Origin of the sequence: Candidatus Poriferisodalis sp. (assembly GCF_965214215.1) — a bacterium.
Lineage (GTDB): Bacteria > Actinomycetota > Acidimicrobiia > Acidimicrobiales > Poriferisodalaceae > Poriferisodalis.
In genome coordinates this window covers 2322519-2341740 of the sequence record NZ_CBDCBD010000003.1, presented here as the reverse complement: position 1 = coordinate 2341740, position 19222 = coordinate 2322519, and the positions used below count along the sequence as shown (strand labels likewise).

The following is a 19222-nucleotide window of genomic DNA, read 5'->3' as shown; positions in this document are numbered from 1 at the left end:
GTACCAGCACGGAGGTCCCTGCTCCTGGTCGAGGTCTTCGTCACCCGCGCCGTCTCTGGCGAACGGCTGGGGCGCAGCTGCAGCGTCGTTGCGTTACGCCGCCGGCGCACCTCGCGCGGGTAGCGACATGTCCCGATCGCTATTCCTCAATCAGCACCGCGTACTCGGGACAGTTCGCCGCAGCCAGGCGAGCCTTGTCTTCCATGCCCGCAGGCACCTCGCCATCGCCGGCCGCCGTGGCGTAGCCGTAGTCGTCCACATCGAACAGCTCCGGCGCCAACGAGTAGCAGCGGTTGTGCCCCTGGCACTTGTCGGCATCCACACTGATCCGCACGTGCTTTCCCTCCTGCGACCCCTCGGGGCCATCCGTCGTCTGGATCGGATGCACCGACCCGGCATCACCGAAGTTAGCGGCCCGCTGGGCCCGCTTCGCGAGCAGACGACGGGCACCGCGGCATGGCCAGCAGCGGCACCGGGATTCGGGCAGGACTCGAACGCGTCCCGTAGCCTTTCGATGTCCGCGCCACCTGACCCCGAGGAGACGCCATGTCTGATGCCCAGGACCGACTCGCCGCACTTCGCGCCAAGCGCGCAGGCGAAGATGGCGCCGGAGCAAAACCCAACGGCGCCGAAGAGGATCCCACCAAAGTCTGGCACAAGACCGCTTGCGTGCTCTGCTCCAACAACTGCGGCATCGAGGTGCGTCTCGACGGCCGCAAGATCACCCGTGTGCGCGGCGACAAGGAACACCCCGCATCGAAGGGCTACACATGCGAGAAGGCCCTGCGAATCGACTACTACCAGAACGGTCGCGACCGCCTTACGACGCCCTTGCGCCGGCGAGGCGACGGCACCTTCGAAGAGGTCAGCTGGGACGTTGCGATCGCTGAGGTGGCCGAGCGGCTGACCGGCATCCGAGACGCCGTCGGCGGCGACAAGATCCTCTACTACGGCGGCGGCGGGCAGGGCAACCACTTCCCCGGCGCGTATGCCCGCGGGGTGCTGCAAACGCTGGGCGTGAAGTACCGCTCGAACGCACTGGCTCAAGAGAAGACCGGCATGTACTGGGCGCAGGGCAAGATGTTCGGCAAGCAGAGCATCGGTGCGATGGGCGACTTCGAGCACACCGACTGCGCGGTGTTCATCGGCAAGAACCCCTGGCAGAGCCACGGTTTCCCCGAGTCGCGCAACGAGCTGAACAAGATCCGCAACGACGACGACCGCAAGCTCGTCGTGATGGATCCACGAGTGTCCGAGACCGCAGCCATGGCCGACCACCACCTGCGGGTTCGCCCCGGCACCGATGCATGGGCTCTGGCAGCGCTGCTGGCGATCATGGTCGACGAGGGCCTCACCGACGAGAAGTTCCTGACCGAGCAGTGCGTCGGCTGGGATGAGCTGCGTGACCTGATCTCGGGTGCAGACATCGCCGACTGCGCCCGCAAGTGCGGCATCGACGAGGCCGAGCTGCGTGCCGCTGCCCGCACGATGGGCACTGCGAAGTCGCTGTCCACCGAGGAAGACCTCGGCATCGAGATGGCACCGCACTCCACGCTGAACAGCTGGCTGCAGCGCCTGCTCTATCTGGTGACCGGCAACTTCGCGAAGCCGGGCGGCATGAACCTGCCGCTGCGCCTCGCACCCATCTGCGGCCACTCAGGTGAGGGCGAAACCGACCCCGTCACGGGTAGCGCCATGCTGTCGGGCCTTCTCGCCTGCGCCGCGATTCCTGACTGCATCGATACCGACCACCCGAACCGCTTCCGGGGAATGATCGTCGAGTCAGCGAACCCGCTGCACACGCTGCCGGATTCGAAACGGTTCCGCGAGGCCTTCGCCAAGCTCGAGTGCCTGGTAGTCATCGACGTGGCGATGACCGAGACCGCTCGGGCCGCCGACTACGTGCTGCCGGCCGCCTCGCAATACGAAAAGCCCGAGGCCACGTTCTTCGCCGGCGAGATGCCGTCCAACTACTTCCAGGTGCGGCACCCGATCCTGGAGCCACTGGGCGACTCACTGCCCGAAGCCGAGATCCACAGCCGGCTGGTGGCTGCGATGGGCGGACGGCCCGATGGCACTGATGGTCTGGTCGATGCGGCCCGACAGGGGCGCGAGGCGTTCATCGAGGCGTTGGGAGCGGCGTCGAGCGCTGATCCTGACGTGGGCGCCAAGCTGCCGGTCGTCTTGTACGACGCGCTGGGGCCGACGCTGGGTCACATGGCGCCCGCGGCGATCATGTTCGGCTCCTCCATGCAGGCGTCGATGCGCTTCCCCGACGAGGTTCGGGCTGCGGGCATCGACGGCGATGGGCTGGAGCTGGCCAACAATCTGTTCGACAAGCTGGTGAATTCACCGTCAGGGATGATCTTCAGCGTCAGCGAGTACTCCCAGACGTGGGACCGCATCGCGCACCCCGACGGCAAGATCCACGTCTACATCGACGAGCTGGCTGACGAATTCCGTTCGCTGAACGACGAGGAGCCTGCCACCGGGCACGATCGCTTCCCGTTCGTCCTGTCGGCGGGCGAGCGCCGGTCGTCGAACGCCAATGACGTGATCCGCGACCCGCAGTGGCGCAAGAAGGACAAGGCCGGCTCGCTGCGGCTCAACCCCGACGACGCCACTGCTCTGGGAGTGGTGGACGGCGATCGGATCCGGATCGTGTCCAAGAGGGGCGAGGCCGAAGCGCCGGCCGAGGTCACCGACACGGTCATGTCCGGCCACGTCACGCTCCCCCACGGCTTCGGCACCGAGTACCCCGACGAATCCGGCGAGCACAAGATTCACGGCGTAGCCGTCAACGAGCTCACCGACATCGAAGACCGCGACTGGCTGGCGCTCACCCCGCACCACAAGCACGTGCGAGTCGCCCTGGAGCCCGTCGCCGGCTGACGCCGGGCGGGACGGACGATCACTTGCTTCGGGCATCGGCGCAGGCGAAGGTCGCTGGCCCGCGGCTCCCCGCAATCATGCGTCTGTCGGCACCAAGGTCGGCCCCGGCGTCAGGTCAACCGCGGCGACGGCCTTCTTGCAGCCGGTTTGACTCCTCGCGGAGAAGACCGATCGGCGTTTCTTGGAGAGGCAGTCTGTGCTTGCTCCAGTTCGCCTGACCAAGCGTTCCGCTCGGCGCGATCAGCGGTGAACGGGCATCAACTACTTGAGCCTGCGAATATCGGTTCGATATCGCTCTCCCAAGCAAGGCCGGCCATGTCGGTCATCTGTCTCATCCAGCCGAGCTTCGACTTCGTCGATCCATGGACCAAGAGCAGCCAATCAGGGTGTCCCTTGACCGGGCGATAGCTCGGTCCCTCCGTCTTCGTCTGTATCACCGGATCGTCATGGCGCACAGCCCGCGGCCACTTCCGCGCAGCGTTGCCATGCAGCGCGAGCTCTTGGAGGAATCCCGGCTTGTGCTGCTCCAGCACGGCCGCGAGGGTCGTCAGCGTCTCCCAGCCGTCCTGTGCCGAATGCACGACTCCGCGAATGCGAAAGCCGCGAAGACTGCCCTGCACTGAGGTTGTCTTGTGTTTCTTGGCCGGCTTCGACACCGGTTCCGACGAGGAGTCGCTGAGCTGCTTGCGCCACTTCGTCACGGCGGCCTTTATCTCTGGGGTCAAGTTCGTAGGCGCAGACTGCAGCCAGGTGGCGGCTTCCTCGTACTGCATCGGTGATGCCGCGGATGCACCGAGCCGATTGGCCAGCCCTGCGAGAAACGCATCGACATCGTCGGCCCATGGACGGGAACCAGTTCGTTCCTCAACACGGTCGATCAACAGTTCGCGCAGAAGATCATCGCCTTCCTGCAGGAGCGACAACCAGCCCGAAGCCAATCCCCGTTTGCCCTTGAGGCGGTCATTCACCTCCGCAAGCCGTTGCTGAGCCGCGAAGTTCGCCTGCTGATTTACCACGGCGTCGCGCTGCAGGAATCTTGTGAGGTCTTCGGCAATCGTGGCCATGTCGCTGCTCTGGGTCAGTTCAACATGCGCGAATCGCCGTTCATGGGGTTCGCCGGCTGCCATGGCGAGGTACAGATCCCAGGTGTCGCCATCGGTCAGCACCAGCATCGGGACGCCCTGTTTCGCCGCATAGTCGAAGAGTTGTTCTTCAGCCTTCGCGCTCAGGTTGCCGTGCCTCTTGGCTTCCACGAACACCAGTGGCGTACCCGTATCGCTCTTCAGCGCGTCATCGACCCGACCGCTCGGTACCGGCATTTCTGGAACCCACTGCTTTGGATCGGCAGGGTCCCACCCGAGCGCTGTCAGCACTGGCACGATCACCGCGAGACGGACCGCGGCCTCGCTGTGCAGGTCACCCGATTCGAGTGTGGCCCGTGCCTTGGCGAGCGCTTCCTCCAGTGCCACGAATCCTCCCTGCTTGCCGACGACCGCATGACGATTGGGGGGATCGTAGATCAGAGCCAGCATGACTCGGCCATGTCGAGCGGACTTGCTCGCGTTGATGGCCGTGAGCGAGCCCGAAGCAGAGCCTCAGTCGAGCCAGTCGGTGTTCACGCTGAGCGACAGTTCGGCGAGCAACGTGACCGTCTGACCTGCTGCTGCTCGTTTCTGAGCCCAGTCGCTGCCTTGCACTGGAAAGCCGTTCTGTACCGTCCCTGCCGCGGTAGAGGTCTGGGGTCACACCGCTGGCAGAGGGTGCCTCCCCGACGCCGATCACAGGTTCCGCCCCAAACGGGCATTGCTTGCTGGCGGTCACACTGCGGTGCTGGCGTGTATGGCCATCAGAACCATTCGAGGCACTCAACCAACGCTTCTACCATGTCCTGCTTGCTTCGGCCGCCAGGCTGGCCGGGCAATCGCTTCGCGAATTGTCGAAGCTCCGCCATGCGCATGGCTTTGAGATACGTCTGCTCATCGTCGTATTCCATGGCAGCGCCACGGATCTCGTTAGCAGCAGTCACCCAACCGTCATGGGTTCCTTGCGCCCCCAGTACGAAGGCGATGTCGCTACTCGGTTGATCTGACTGTGGATCGGACTCCGCCTGATATTCGAGTTCCCACCAATCGGTCCACCATTCGACGACATCGGACATCTCCAAAGGCAACAAATGCTCAAGTTCGTCCTGGGTGTAGTTGGTCCTGGGCAGGTCGTCTGGGAACAACTCGTCGTAGGGGTACGGCCGCGGTGGTGGGGTCGGATCGTCGCTTGGCAACGCCAGTGCGCCCTGTTCGCGAAGAAACTCGGTGAGCTCAGCAGACGGGGGCCGTTGACCGACATCTCGTTCGACCTTGTCGGCCAGGAGCGAACGCAAGGTCTTGTGACCCGCTTCCAGCAATGTTCTCCACGCAACGAGCACATCACGTCGTCTCTCGCTGCGTACCGTCTCATGCTCCAACCGCACACGGGCCGCGCGTATTGCGTCGCCATCAAGCACGGCGTCGCGGCTGAGGAACGTCCGAAGGTCCAAAGTCGCTTGTTCGACACCGACGGACCCGGTCAAGGACAGCCGCAGGAAGCGACGCTCGGCCGGCGGGCCTGAAGCCCGGCGGAGGTAGAAATCCCACGTCTCGCCGTCGGTGAGCAGCAAGATCTGTGCCGACGCGTCCCTTGCGTAGCGAAACAACTGTCGCAAGGCGTTGTCGTGGCGGGTCGCGTCTTTCAGATGACCCTGCTTCTTGGCCTCGATGAACACCACGGGGTTGCCGAATTCGTCAAGGAGTGCCTCATCAACCCTGCCATAGTCGGTTCTGAATTCAGCTCGCAGATGCGAGGAATCAGCGTCATCCCATCCCAAGCTGCGCAGGACGGGGCGAATGACCTTGACCTGCACATTTGTCTCAAGCACCAAGTTGCCCGGCGGCAGCTCCGTGCGCACTTTGGCGAGCCGTTCTTCCAGTTCCACTGAACCTCCCGAGACGCCGACGATCGCCAGGCAGCGGGAGGAATCGTAGATCAGACCCAAGCACCGACAGCTGACCCGAACATCTTTGATGTAACACCCCTGTCGTACGGTTGTTCTATGGCAAGTGGCGGCGCATCGGCGGTGGGCGGCAGTGTGACAGGCCCGTATGGATCGGGTGGGGTGCGTGTCGACGCGGTGGATGTGGCTGGGCTGTGCGGGGAGGCGTTGCAGTCACGGCTAGGTGAGATCGCTCGGGCCGAGTCGGGGCTGGCCGCGATGAAGGCTGACGCTTTGGGCGAGATCGCTCGCCGCAGCGGCGACGGGGCCGCTGCGCATGCCGCTGCGGAGGCCATGGCGGTGTCGGGCCGCAAGGCACGCGGCGAAGTGCGCGACGCATTGAGGCTCGGCGAGCTGGACGCGACCCGTGAGGGGCTCTCGGCGGGGTCGGTTCCGGTGGGCCACGCGCAGCTGATCGCCCGTGCAGCGGGCGACGCCCCGATCGACGACCGATTCCTGGCTGAGCGGGCCCGCCACGAGGGCTATGACGAGTTTCGTCGCACGATCGCCCGCCATGTGGCCGACGTCAACCGCGACGACGGCGCGTCGGTGCTGGAACGGCAGCGCAAGGCGCGCTCCGCCAAGATCTTCACCCGCTCCAGCGACGGCATGACAGTGCTCAATCTCTGCGTCGACCCGGTCACCGGCGCCCGGCTGGGCACGGTGATCGCCGCCGCGGAGCGGCGCCTGTTCAGCAGTGAAGACCCTGATGCGCGGCGCACACCGCCCCAGCGGATGGCCGACGCCGTCACACAGCTCATCTGCGACCCCGACGCCAATCGCCCCAGCGGCGCGTCGCTGATCGTGGTCGCCGACTACGACCTGGTCAACCACCAGCTCGCCCGCGGCCGTCTCGCCGACGGCACACCGATCCCGATCGGCGAGATCGCCCGCATCGCCGTCGATGCCGAGGTGCTGCCGGCGATCTTCGAAGCCGCCACCGGCGACCTGCGCATGGGACGCAGCCGCCGCACCGCCACCGATCTCCAACGCGCCGCGCTGGCCTTGCGCGACAAAGGCTGCGTCGGCTGCGGCATCGCTCCCGAACGCTGCCAGCACCACCACATCGACCACTGGCAACACGGCGGCCATACCGACTACCAGAATCTCGTCACCGTCTGCCCCAACTGCCACAACGACAAGATCCACCAACAAGACTTCACCGTCGAATGGGACACCGCAGACAGCCGTTACGGGCTCCAACCACCCGTTCGGCCCCCTGGGCGTGGCAACAATTCATCCCGAGCGCCGCCAACCTGAATCGCCGGGGGCGACCCCCGGCCACCGAGGCGCAGGGCACTCCGAGACCGAGCCGGTCCGACCTCGGGAACGATCAAGTCCGAATTGGAGAAGGGAACCGGGAGAGGCATCATCGTCAGCGAAGATCTCGGTATCAGCCCGCTGTGGCGAATAGGTGAGGGTTCCGGCGTGACCCAGTGCCGGCTGACGGTCAAGCCAAGATGGCAGCGTTTCTCGCGGTCGGACGCGCCGGGGTTTCGGCGTTTCTCGTCGCTGGCTGACGGCTCGCTGATGACGACGCGGCCTTAGAGGGAGCGTCAATAGGCGCCGACCTGCGCAAACGCTCAACGCCCCCGCCGTCGGTGCGGCGCTGTGACCTGCAGCTTTGCTGGGCTTTCTTATAGTTTGAGCGAAATTGGCCGAAAACCGATTCGCCTATTGGCGCGGTCTATTAGTTGGCTGATGTGAGTGCTGCGTGATGCTCGCGGACTTGCGCTGGACGGTGGGCTCGCACGTAGTCGGGTTCCTGGGACAGCGCCAGGTCAAGCAGTTCCATCCGGTCGGGCGTCTGCAGCCACGGCACCGGTACATAGAGGGGCAGGCCGAAGCAGCGCAACTGACCTAGGCCGCTGTAGATGGCCCGCTGATACTTCGCTCGGTCGGGCCAGTCCATGTCGTGGGGGCCGAAGCCGACACCACAGTCGAGCAGCAGGCGTTGGCTGACTCCGGCGCTCCTCAGGCGCTGGATGTGGTGCCCAAACCATTCGACCATGACCGTGACGGGGTCGCCGCGCACGTCTCGGACGCTGCGGAAGTCGCGTCCCAGCATGAATGGCAGCACCACGGTGACCCCACGCTCTGCGGCGAGGTCGACCATCTCGGGTGATTGCAGGGCGTCGCCTGCATTGAGCACCGTGGCGCCCGCATCGAGGGCCTGGCGGGCCACCGCGGGCTTGCGGGTGTCGATCGCCACCTCCGCGCCGAGTGACAGCAGACCGTGCATTGGTCCCTCGACTCGCTGCCACTCGTCGTCTGAGCTCACCTCGTCGCTGCCGGGCGTGGAGCCTTCCCCGCCGAGATCGAAATGGTCGGCACCCTCTGCGAGCAGCTCGGCACCACGGGCCACCGCCTCGGCGCAGCCCTGAACGACGGAGAACTCAGCCTTCGAGTCCGGAGAGGCGTTGACCACGCCGAAAATCTCCACGGCCGCAAACTAGTCAGGACGGCTCAGACGAGGTCTGGGTGGAGCGCCGCCTCCGGTGAGGGACGGATGCTGATTGTGTGGCCGACCTGCGGCGGCAGCGGCAGGCGCCGGTGCGCCTCCCAGATCTCGCCGAGGCGCCGGTACGGCTCATCTGCCATGAGGCCCACGCGCCGGGTCGGCCCGTCGATGTGCAGCGACATGACCTCGCAGGTGGCCACGAGATAGTCCTCTCGGGTCTGGGTCATCACCTGGAATGCGTGGATTCGCTTGCGATCGAAGCCCAGCATCTGCACCGTGATCAGGTACGGCTCATCGGGTCCGATCTCGCGCACGTAGGTGATGTGGTTCTCGGCTGAGAACGTGGTGATGTCATGCACTTCCCGGTGTGCAGTGCCGAGGCCGATGAAGTCCATCCACGGCGCGATGGCGTCGTCGAACGCCACGAGGTAGTAGCCCGCGTTGAGGTGGCCGTTGTAGTCGATCCACTGCTCCTGCACGGTTCCCCTGAGCACCTCCACCGGCACTGCTCGCACATGGTCACTCGCCTGCGGATTCAGCGACGTATCGCTCACACCAACCTCCTTGCTGCGTCACGGGCACGCACGCACGTCGCAAGTGAACCAGCGAAGACGCTCAGCCGGCGCGCAGCGCAGTGCGCGGCGTCTGGAACGGCCAGACCTTCGCAACTGCACCAGCGAGGGGCGCTCAGTTGCTGCGAGCCTCGTCCCTCTCTTCGTCCGCCACGTCTACGACGAGGCCCGGCATTTCCGATTGTTTGCGCTGAGCGGCTCCGTCGGCGGGGACAGGCCAGAACACCTCGGGCGGGGCGCCGCGCAGCGGAGCCGAGAGCGGCAGCGATTGAACAGCCGGGACCGCCAGCGTGTCGGCGCTCGTCGGCGGCAGCGAAGGGTCGGCGCTCGTCGGCGGCAGCGAAGGGTCGGCGCTCGTCGGCGGCAGCGAAGGGTCGGCGCTCGTCGGCGGCAGCGAGGGGTCGGCCGTCGCCGAGTCATCGACCGGCCTGATCATCGGTACCGCTGGTCTCCCATTCGATCCGCCGGCAGCCAACGGGCGCGACGCGAGCGGACGGGACGACGGCGCCGCCAACGGAGCTGCGGCCGACGGCTGAGGCACCAATGGACGCAGAACCTCGGCCGCGGCAGGGGCAGGGCGGGGCGGAGGAGGCGCACCAGGTGGTCCGATATAGGTGGGCAGGGGGACTGGATGGCCGGTCATCGGGAACAGGATCGACACTCCTACCGCTGACACCACGCCCACCACAATGATCGGCACCACGATGCCTCCGGTGGCGTCCGAGGTGAACCCCATGAGCGGCGGCCCGATCAGGGCACCGGTGCCCGAACTGAAGAACAGCAGTCCCATCACGGTGCCGATGCCGGCCAGACCGAACAATTGCACGGTGACATCGCCGAGCAAAGCGACGAACCCTCCATAGGCAGTGCCCAGTACGACCCCGAAAACCACCAGCAAGGCGAACTTGGCACCGATGGCGCCGGTCGCGGTCGATGCCAGCCACAGTGCATAGGCGACAGGCAAGCCGGAGAACGCGATCTTGAGCAGCCGGATAGACCCCAGCGGACGGGCCAGGCTCGTCAGCGCCAGCCGCCCAACGATGCTGGCGAAGCCGATGATCGAAAACACAGCAACTGCGGCTCGCGGCGGAATGCCGTCTTTTTCGGCGAATGCGACCACCAATCCGATCGACCCGATGACCGCAATGGTGAAGAACACACCTGACACCCCCATCTGCCAGAACGCACGAGTGCGCACCACCAAAGCGACGTGCTGGCGAGCGTCTCCGGTCTCCATCGGGGGCGGCCGCTTGATCAGCCCCAGAGCCAGCGCGAAGATCACCGCAGCGACCACCGCCAGCACGCGCATGCCGCCCCGCCAGCCCACATTTTCGAGCAGGCTGCGAGCGAATGGCGCATACAGCGCTGTGCCGAGTCCCGAGCCGGTCGCCACCACACCTTGGGCCATCGCGCGATAGCGCACGAACCATGTCGCCGTCAGTGCGAACAGCGGCGCGTTGAACAACCCGCCCCCGAACCCCAAGCCGATGCCGTAGAGCACGTAGCCATGCCACAGCACCGACACGTACGACGTCGCGACGAGTCCGGCACAAAACATGATCCCGCCGACCGCCAGCAGGGGCACGATCCCGATCCGGTCATAGAGCCGACCCGAAACGAGCGCACTGCCGAAGAACAAGAAGATCGTGATCGCGAACACGGTCGCGACCGGTCCGAGGCCGGTGTCGAACTCCTCTGCCATCGCCGACGCGAAAGTGGTGAAGCTGTAGATGGTGCCGAAGGCCGCCATGACGACGAGCGCAGCTCCCCCGGCTGTCACCCAGCCCCGCGCCGAGTCCAGATGAGCGGGAAAACCCTCGGTCGCCTCGACGGCGGTCACCAGCGCAGCGCCAGAACAGGGATCACCGCAGCAGGCCTCGGCTCATGGACGCCGACCCTCGAACACGCCCCGACCTGCGCAGACTCTCAGTCGAATGAGGCCAGCTGCGGCGCTTCGGCCCGCGGCTGCGCAGCGCCTCCGCGCGATGGGAACAAAGTTGGCCAAGTGCGGTCCCACCTGTCCGCGCAGCCCCTCAGCCCAGCAGGGACAGGTCGCGCACTGCGCCCCGGTCGGCGCTGGTGGCCATCGCCGCATACGCACGCAGAGCAGTGCTGACCTGACGCGGGCGTGGCTCGGCGGGCTGCCAACCGGCGGCATCCTGAGAGATGCGTCGCCGCTCAAGCTCGGCGTCATCAACGGCCAGGTTGATGGAGCGGTTCGGAATGTCGATCTCGATCGTGTCGCCGCTGCGCACCAGCCCGATGAGCCCGCCCGACGCGGCTTCCGGCGAGACATGGCCGATGGACAGCCCCGATGTGCCGCCCGAGAAACGCCCATCAGTGACCAGCGCGCACGCCTGGCCGAGCCCCTTGGACTTCAGGTAGGAGGTGGGGTACAGCATCTCCTGCATGCCAGGACCACCACGCGGACCCTCATAGCGCACCACCACCACGTCGCCGGCCACGACTTTGCCGTCCAAGATGTGCTCGACGGCCTCGTCCTGGCTCTCGACCACATGGGCCGGACCGGAGAACACCCAGATCGACTCGTCGACGCCGGCGGTCTTCACCACGCAGCCGTCGGGCGCCAGGTTGCCGTACAGGATCGCCAGCCCGCCGTCGGCCGAGTACGCACAATCGACCGAGCGAATGCAGCCGCGCTCGCGGTCGACGTCAAGCGTGCGATAACGCTCAGACTGGCTGAACGCCACCTGCGTCGGGATACCCGCCGGACCGGCCCGGAAGAACTCCGACAGCGCCGGATCGTCATTGGTGGCAACGTCCCATTGCGAGATCGCATCGAACATCGTCGACGAGTGCACCGTGGGCACCTGGTTGGCAATGAGGCCGGCCCGATTCAACTCGGCCAGGATGCCCATGACCCCACCGGCACGGTGCACGTCTTCGACGTGGAAGAACTCCGACGCCGGCGCAACCTTGCAGATGTTCGGCACCTTGCGCGACAGCCGGTCGATGTCGGCCATGGTGAAATTCAGCTCTGCTTCCTGAGCCGCCGCCAGCAGGTGCAGGATCGTGTTGGTTGATCCGCCCATGGCGATGTCGAGCGTCATGGCGTTCTCGAAGGCCTCGAAGCTGCCGATCGAGCGCGGCAGCACCGAGTCGTCGCCCTCCTGGTAGTAGCGTCGGCACAGGTCGACCACAACGCGTCCCGCTTCCAGGAACAGCTCGCGACGGTCGGCATGGGTCGCCACCACCGTCCCGTTGCCGGGCAACGACAGGCCCAGCGCCTCGGTCAGGCAGTTCATCGAATTGGCGGTGAACATGCCCGAGCACGAACCGCACGTGGGACAGCCCGACCGCTCCATCTCGGCCACGTCCTCGTCGCTCACCGACTCATCGGCGGCCACCACCATCACGTTGATGAGATCGACCTTTTGAGACGCCAGCTTCGTCTTGCCGGCCTCCATCGGGCCACCCGACACGAACACCGTGGGCACATTCAGCCGCATCGCGGCATTGAGCATCCCCGGCGTGATCTTGTCGCAGTTCGAGATGCACACCAGCGCATCGGCACAATGCGCATTCACCATGTACTCGACCGCATCAGCGATCAGATCTCGCGACGGCAGGCTGTAGAGCATCCCGTCGTGGCCCATGGCGATGCCGTCGTCGACAGCGATGGTGTTGAACTCCTTGGCCACTCCCCCGGCCGCCTCGATCTCGCGGGCAACGAGCTGACCGAGATCCTTCAGGTGCACGTGTCCGGGCACAAACTGCGTGAACGAGTTGGAGATCGCGATGATCGGCTTGCCGAAGTCGTCATCGGTCATGCCAGTGGCTCGCCACAGCGCCCGGGCCCCGGCCTGATTTCGGCCCGCAGTGGAGGTGACTGATCGGTAACTCGGCATAGGTTCAGCCTACGCCCGGACTGTCACCCCGCTTCAACCCGACGCACGCCCGCGGCCGCTGTTCCCGTCAATGGACCCCGCAGCCCGTCTCGGTGCCCGCTCCGCCGCACCGCCCTGACGCACGGTCTGCGCCCGCCGAGTGCATTCGCCTGCATTCACCGAGCGACCATGGCCCGAACCAGAGGCGAAGTAGCCTCCGCCCTCCGATGGCCCAGCACGACGATGCAGTGCCGAAGGACACGATCCTCATCCGGGTGACCGGTCCCGACGGCCCGGGAATCACTACCGACCTGCTGGCCCTGCTCGCCAATGCCGGGGCGGTTGTGCAGGACATGGAACAGGTGGTCGTGCGCCGCCAGCTCACACTCGGGCTCGCAATCACGGTTCCCGCAGGCCGAGATCTCGTCAAGGAAGTGCTGCTGTTCGGCTACGAGCGGGGCTTGGAGATGAATTTCGAGGTCGTCGACGCCACGCCGACCCGGCACGTGGAGCGCCTCGTGGTCACCGCCTTGGCGCCCGAGCTCAGCCCAGCAGATCTGTCGGTTGTGACCGGCGCCATCGCTACCAGCGGCGGCAATATCGACCGCATCCACCGGCTCTCCCGCTTCCCGGTATGGAGCTACGAATTCCTTGTCGAAGGCGCGCAGGGCGACAAGCTTCGTACCGACCTGATCGAAGTCGCCGCTGATCGGCGCATCGACATCGCCGTCCAGCCTCACGGTCTGTCACGGCGCTCGACCCGCATGATCGTCATGGACGTCGATTCCACGCTGATCCGCGACGAAGTGATCGACCTGCTGGCCGCCGAAGCCGGCCACCAAGCACGCTCAGCGCAGCTGACTGCGGCCGCGATGGCCGGCGAGATCGACTTCGAGACGTCGCTTCGAAAGCGAGTGAGGCTGCTCAGCGGCCAGCCCGCCGAGATCATCGACTCGGCGATCGTGCACATGAATCTCACCCGCGGTGCCCGCACCTTCGCCCGCACGCTGAAACGGCTGGGCTACAAGGTCGCGATCATCTCCGGCGGCTTCTCGCACTTCACCGACCACCTCGCGAAGCGGCTCAAGTTCGACCATGCCTACGCCAACGAGCTCGAGATCCGCGACGGCAGGCTCACCGGCGAACTGGTCGGCGAGGTGATCGACGCCGAGGCCAAGGCACGGCTGCTGCGACAGCTCGCCTACATCGAGGGCGTGCCGCTGGAGCAGATCGTGGCGGTGGGCGACGGCGCCAACGACCTCCCGATGCTGACGGCGGCCGGCCTCGGCATCGCGTTCAACGCCAAGCCGATCGTGGCCGAGTCGGCAGACGCCACCGTCAACGTCCCGTATCTGGATGCGATCCTGTTCATGCTGGGCGTCACACGCGAAGAAGTCGAGGCCGCCGACGCCTCGACGACGCCGCTGAACGCGGAGCGGCCGCTCTCGACGCTGCTGCCGTAAGAGGCGGCGCGGATAGGTGAACCCTCCCGCTGCAGTACTCGTTTTTTCCCGCTCTTGTTCGCTGTCGCGCACGGGCCGCTCGGGCCACGGCTTCGCCAATCGGCTCAGCCTCTAACGCGGCCGCCCCACACTGCGCTGACATTCATGCCGCCATGTCGAGACTTGGACGGTTCGCGCAGGTAACTTCGGCCTCATGGCTGAAGTGACGATCTACCACAACCCGCACTGAAACTCCTCCCGGAATGCCTTGGCGGTCGCCGAGGAAGCTGGAGTGGAAGCAGACATCGTCCTCTACATGAAGACCCCGCCCGACCGCGAGGCGCTCGAGCACTTGGTGTCGATCCTCGAGGACCCCGTCGAAGACCTCGTGCGCAAGGACTCGCAGTTCAAGAAGCTGAACCTGAACGCAGACGACTACGTGGGCGATCCCGAAGCGGTCGTCGACCTGCTGAGCCAGCGCAAGGCGCTCATGCAGCGCCCGGTGGTGGTGCGCGGCAACCGGGCCATCGTCGGACGCCCGAAGGGTCGCATCGCCGAGCTGCTGGCCGACTGAGACGCGTCTGCTTGATGACTGCGCCGAGAATCACGGTCGATGACTGACGCGAGCGGCGAGAGCGCTGACAAACCCTGCGTCGATCCCGACACGGGGGCCATCTGCACCCCGCTGTTCGATCTGCACACCGAACTCGGCGGCCGGATGGTCGACTTCGGCGGCCACGCGTTGCCGATGCGCTACGCCGACGGCACCGTGGCCGAGCACCGAGCCACCCGCACCGCTGCGGGCCTGTTCGACGTGAGCCACATGGGCATCGTCGAGCTGCACCCCGCAGGCACCGATGCGACCGCGGAGGTGGCAGCGTGGCTGGAGCGCTGCGTGCCGGGCTCGATCGTCACGCTGACACCCGGCCGGATGCGCTACACGCTGTTCACCACGCCGCAGGGCGGGGTGCTCGACGATCTCATCGTGACCAACCTCGGTCATTGCCTGCGGATCGTGGTCAATGCGGTGCGCACCGATGCAGACCTGGAGATGCTGCGAGACGCCAACGGGATCGCCAGCGACAGCGAGGCCAGCGACAGCGAGGGCAGCGACAGCGAGGGCAGCGACAGCGAGGCCAGCGACAGCGCAGGAAACGATGACAGCACCGGCGCCGTGCGGATCGAGGTGCGGACCGATCTGGCGCTGGTGGCCCTGCAAGGACCGGCGGCGGCCCATGTCCTCGCACGCTGGGCACCCGCAGCGGCGGACCTCGCGTTCATGTCGACGGCCACCCTGGCCATCGACGGAGTCGACTGCGAGGTGTCACGCTGCGGCTATACGGGCGAGGACGGGTTCGAGATCGCCATGCCAGCCGCCGAAGCAGTGCACATCGCACGGCTGCTGCTCAACGCCGACGAGGTGTCGCCCGCAGGGCTGGGCGCCCGCGACACACTGCGACTCGAAGCGGGCCTTCCCCTCGTGGGCCACGAACTGACCGAGGCGACCACGCCGGCAGAAGCAGCTCTCGGCTGGTCGATACCCAAGCGTCGGCGCGCCGAGGGCGGTTTCCCCGGCGCCGAGCTGATCACCGCACAGCTGCATGACGGACCACCACGTCTGCGGGTGGGCATCGCACCCGCAGGGCGCCGCCCGATCCGCGACGGCGCCGCACTGACCGACGCCGACGGCGCACATGTCGGCATGATCACCAGCGGCGGTTTCGGACCCACCGTCGAAGCACCGATCGCAATGGCCTACGTCGCGGCCGAGCATTCCACGGTGGGCACCGACCTGCTGGCTGCGGGCCGCAAGGGTCCTGAGCCGTGCCGGGTGGTGCCGTTGCCCTTCGTGGAGCACCGGTACCGGCGGGCGTCTTGACCTCCGGCGAGCGCGACGGTGCGAACCGTCTCGTCATCGCGTGGCGTGAGCGTGGCACCCAGCCTCGCGGAAGCCTTGCGGCATGGGCCACAGCAATGAAGCAATCCCAGTCGAGGCGCCGGCCGGCACGCCGCCCACGCCGCTGACTTTCGATCATCCCAGAACATGAGTGACAGCAATGAGTGATTCCCAACAGCAGCTCGCAGCACCCGGGGCTTTCGTGCAGCGCCATGTCGGCCTGCGACCCGAGGACACCACCGCCATGCTCGAGCGTCTCGGGTTCGATTCGCTCACCGCACTGGTGGACGCCGCCGTTCCCGCGGAGATCCGCATCGACGAGCCGATCGTGCTCGACGGCATCGAGCAGCCCCTCACCGAGACGCAGGCCACAGCAGCGATGCGCTGGCTGGCGAATGCCAACAAGCCAACGCACTCGCTGATCGGGCTCGGCTACTACGGCACGCTCACCCCCGCAGTCATCCGGCGCGGCGTGCTGGAGGATCCGTCGTGGTACACCGCCTACACGCCGTATCAGCCCGAGATCTCCCAGGGGCGGCTCGAGGCGCTGCTGAATTACCAGACGATGGTGTGCGATCTCGTGGGAATGGAGATCGCCAACTCGTCGCTGCTGTGCGAGGGCACCGCGGCTGCCGAGGCGATGGCCATGGCCCGTCGCATCACACGCAGCGGGCCGGACTGCTTCTTCGTCGACGCCGACTGCCACCCCCAGGTGATCGATGTGGTCGCCACACGCGCCGGACCGCTGGGCATCGACCTCGTGGTCGGCGACCCCGGCACCGACCTGCGCCCCGACGGGGTGTACGGCGCGCTGCTGGCATATCCCGGCAGCAGCGGCGCCGTCCGCAACCTTCAACCAGTGATCGAAGCCCTGCACAGCACTGGCGCCATCGCAGCAGTCACCGCCGATCTGCTGGCGTGCTGCGTGCTGACGCCACCCGGCGACCACGGCGCCGACATCGTGGTGGGCAGCTCGCAGCGCTTCGGCGTGCCGCTGGGCTTCGGCGGCCCGCATGCGGCGTTCCTCGCCACCAGCGAGAAGCACCGGCGCTCGATGCCCGGACGGCTCGTGGGCGTCTCGGTCGACACAGCCGGCAGGCCCGCGTACCGGCTGGCGCTGCAGACCCGTGAGCAGCACATACGGCGCGAACGCGCCACCAGCAACATCTGCACCGCGCAGGTGCTGCTGGCAGTCATGGCTTCGATGTATGCGGTCTGGCACGGCCGCGAGGGCCTGGCCGAGATCGCCGAGCGCACCCACTGGCTCACCGCCGGGCTCGCCGAGGGCCTGGGCAGCCTGGGCCTGCGCCCCCGCAACGGGACTTTCTTCGACACGCTGAGCGTGGAGGTGCCCGGCCGCGCTGACGAGGTGCTGGCCGCAGCTCTCAAGGCCGGGATCAACCTGCGGCGCATCGACGGCGACACCGTCGGCGTCTCGCTCGACGAGACCTGCGATGAGACGACAGTCGCCCGGGTGCTCGATGCGTTCGCCGGCACAGCTCGCGGCGAGACGCACGACGTCGCCTCGGTGCATGCGCTGGCTGCCTCGGCACCATCGGGCATCGCTGCCGAGCTGCGGCGCAGCAGCGAATTCCTGACGCATCCCACGTTCAGCGCGTACCGCTCCGAGACCGAGATGATGCGCTATCTGCGCCGTCTCGCCTCCTACGACGTAGCGCTCGACCGGTCCATGATCCCGCTGGGCAGCTGCACCATGAAGCTCAACGCTGCCACGGAGATGACGCCGGTCACCTGGCCGCGGTTCGCCGACATTCACCCCTTCGCACCGAACGACCAGTGGGAGGGCTACCGCCAGATCATCGCCGACCTCGAACGCTGGCTGGCAGCGATCACCGGCTACGACGCGGTGTCGCTGCAGCCCAACGCCGGCTCCCAGGGCGAGCTGGCCGGGCTGCTCGCCATCCGCGGCTACCACGACGACCGTGGCGACACCCACCGCACGGTGTGCCTCATCCCCTCCTCCGCCCACGGCACCAACGCGGCCTCCGCGGTGATGGCCGGCATGCGGGTGGTGGTGGTGGACTGCACTGACGACGGCGACGTCGATCTCGACGATCTCGATGCCAAGATCGCCGGGCACGGCGACAACCTGGCCGCGTTCATGGCCACCTATCCGTCCACGCACGGCGTCTACGAGGACGGCATCCGGCTGGTCTGCCGCAAGGTGCACGAGGCGGGCGGGCAGGTGTACGTGGATGGCGCGAACCTCAACGCCCTCGTCGGACTCGCCGCACCGGGCACCTTCGGCGCCGACGTCAGCCACCTCAACCTGCACAAGACGTTCTGCATCCCCCACGGCGGCGGCGGACCGGGCATCGGGCCGGTGGCGTGCCGCCTGCACCTGGCCGAGTACCTGCCCAACCACCCGCTCGCCCCCGATGCGGGTCCCAGCACCGGCCCGGGCGCCATCTCGTCAGCACCTTGGGGCTCTGCGGGCATCTTGCCGATCCCGTGGATGTACATCGCGATGATGGGCGTCGAAGGCCTCACCCGGGCCACCCAGACGGCGATCCTGTCGGCCAACTACCTGGCGTCGCGCCTCGGCGAGCACTTCCCGATCCTGTACCAGGGCCGCTACGGGCTGGTCGCCCACGAGTGCATCGTGGACCTGCGGCCGTACTCGGAGTGGGCCAGCGTGGACGACGTGGCCAAACGGCTCATCGACTTCGGCTTCCACGCCCCGACCATGTCGTTCCCCGTTGCCGGGACGCTGATGATCGAGCCCACCGAGAGCGAGTCGCTGGCAGAGATCGACCGGTTCTGCGATGCGATGGCGGCGATCCGCGCCGAGATCGACAAGGTTGCCTCGGGCGAGTGGCCCCAAGACGACAACCCGCTGGTCAATGCGCCTCACACTGCAGTCGATTCGCTCACCGGCGAGTGGGATCACCCCTACTCGCGCACCGAAGCGGTGTACCCGATGGGCACCAAAGCGGCGACGCTGGTCGCCGACAAATACTGGCCACCGGTCAGCCGCATCGACGGCGCCTACGGAGACCGCAACCTCATGTGCGCCTGCCCCGACCCCCGCGCCTTCGAGACTGGCTAGCCCCGCGAGCAGGCA

General features: G+C 66.7%; 12 protein-coding genes and 1 pseudogene. 6 read left to right on the top strand and 7 right to left on the bottom strand.

Translation table 11 applies throughout. From position 1 onward, the window contains the following. Positions 1-139: 139 nt before the first annotated feature. The gene (locus ACOOF5_RS12925; RefSeq protein ID WP_323672500.1) at positions 140-334 is read right to left on the bottom strand and encodes a ferredoxin; all 195 of its coding nucleotides are present in this window, start codon (positions 332-334) and stop codon (positions 140-142) included. Between the two features lie 212 nt (positions 335-546). On the opposite strand from ACOOF5_RS12925, the gene ACOOF5_RS12920 reads away from it, so the two are divergent. Beyond that, positions 547-2892, top strand: coding sequence for a molybdopterin-dependent oxidoreductase (locus ACOOF5_RS12920; RefSeq protein WP_420439765.1), 2346 nt, complete (start codon positions 547-549; stop codon positions 2890-2892). 257 nt (positions 2893-3149) lie between these two features. Here ACOOF5_RS12920 and ACOOF5_RS12915 read toward each other — a convergent pair whose 3' ends face one another. Then, on the bottom strand, positions 3150-4361 hold the full coding sequence (locus tag ACOOF5_RS12915) for a hypothetical protein (RefSeq protein WP_420439763.1): 1212 nt from the start codon (positions 4359-4361) through the stop codon (positions 3150-3152). 377 nt (positions 4362-4738) lie between these two features. Then, a complete protein-coding gene (locus ACOOF5_RS12910; RefSeq protein ID WP_420439761.1) occupies positions 4739-5920 on the bottom strand; it encodes a type I restriction endonuclease in 1182 nt (393 codons plus the stop codon). Between the two features lie 57 nt (positions 5921-5977). On the opposite strand from ACOOF5_RS12910, the gene ACOOF5_RS12905 reads away from it, so the two are divergent. Further along, positions 5978-7177: an HNH endonuclease gene (locus ACOOF5_RS12905; protein ID WP_420439759.1), complete on the top strand. Its 1200-nt coding sequence runs from the start codon at positions 5978-5980 to the stop codon at positions 7175-7177. 430 nt (positions 7178-7607) lie between these two features. Here ACOOF5_RS12905 and ACOOF5_RS12900 read toward each other — a convergent pair whose 3' ends face one another. The 4 genes from ACOOF5_RS12900 to ilvD form a co-directional block, all read right to left on the bottom strand. Continuing rightward, positions 7608-8360 carry a dihydropteroate synthase gene (locus ACOOF5_RS12900; RefSeq protein ID WP_420439757.1) on the bottom strand — a complete coding sequence of 251 codons (753 nt, stop codon included), beginning with the start codon at positions 8358-8360 and terminating at the stop codon, positions 7608-7610. Positions 8361-8383: 23 nt separating this feature from the next. Further along, the gene (locus tag ACOOF5_RS12895; protein WP_420439755.1) at positions 8384-8932 is read right to left on the bottom strand and encodes a thioesterase family protein; all 549 of its coding nucleotides are present in this window, start codon (positions 8930-8932) and stop codon (positions 8384-8386) included. A gap of 133 nt (positions 8933-9065) precedes the next feature. Beyond that, entirely contained in the window at positions 9066-10790 is a 1725-nt protein-coding gene (locus ACOOF5_RS12890) for an MFS transporter (RefSeq protein WP_420439753.1), read from the bottom strand. A gap of 193 nt (positions 10791-10983) precedes the next feature. Beyond that, a complete protein-coding gene (gene ilvD / locus ACOOF5_RS12885; protein WP_420439751.1) occupies positions 10984-12819 on the bottom strand; it encodes a dihydroxy-acid dehydratase in 1836 nt (611 codons plus the stop codon). A gap of 206 nt (positions 12820-13025) precedes the next feature. Here ilvD and serB point away from each other — a divergent pair, with 206 nt between their 5' ends. The 4 genes and pseudogenes from serB to gcvP all read left to right on the top strand — a co-directional run bounded on the left by serB (position 13026) and on the right by gcvP (position 19207). Next, positions 13026-14261, top strand: a complete 1236-nt coding sequence (serB, locus tag ACOOF5_RS12880) for a phosphoserine phosphatase SerB (protein WP_420439749.1) — start codon at positions 13026-13028, stop codon at positions 14259-14261. A gap of 244 nt (positions 14262-14505) precedes the next feature. Next, positions 14506-14814 (top strand): annotated as a pseudogene (locus ACOOF5_RS12875) (ArsC/Spx/MgsR family protein); the annotation flags it as partial. Between the two features lie 39 nt (positions 14815-14853). Beyond that, positions 14854-16119, top strand: a complete 1266-nt coding sequence (locus tag ACOOF5_RS12870) for a glycine cleavage T C-terminal barrel domain-containing protein (protein ID WP_420439747.1) — start codon at positions 14854-14856, stop codon at positions 16117-16119. A gap of 178 nt (positions 16120-16297) precedes the next feature. Continuing rightward, positions 16298-19207: an aminomethyl-transferring glycine dehydrogenase gene (gcvP, locus tag ACOOF5_RS12865; protein WP_420439745.1), complete on the top strand. Its 2910-nt coding sequence runs from the start codon at positions 16298-16300 to the stop codon at positions 19205-19207. Positions 19208-19222 lie beyond the last annotated feature (15 nt).

Excerpts from the sequence above, each read along its gene's own strand:
- ACOOF5_RS12920 (WP_420439765.1), top strand. The coding sequence starts at position 547 with ATGTCTGATGCCCAGGACCGACTCGCCGCACTTCGCGCCAAGCGCGCA.
- ACOOF5_RS12905 (WP_420439759.1), top strand. The coding sequence starts at position 5,978 with ATGGCAAGTGGCGGCGCATCGGCGGTGGGCGGCAGTGTGACAGGCCCG.
- ilvD (WP_420439751.1), bottom strand. The coding sequence starts at position 12,819 with ATGCCGAGTTACCGATCAGTCACCTCCACTGCGGGCCGAAATCAGGCC.
- serB (WP_420439749.1), top strand. The coding sequence starts at position 13,026 with ATGGCCCAGCACGACGATGCAGTGCCGAAGGACACGATCCTCATCCGG.
- ACOOF5_RS12870 (WP_420439747.1), top strand. The coding sequence starts at position 14,854 with ATGACTGACGCGAGCGGCGAGAGCGCTGACAAACCCTGCGTCGATCCC.
- gcvP (WP_420439745.1), top strand. The coding sequence starts at position 16,298 with ATGAGTGATTCCCAACAGCAGCTCGCAGCACCCGGGGCTTTCGTGCAG.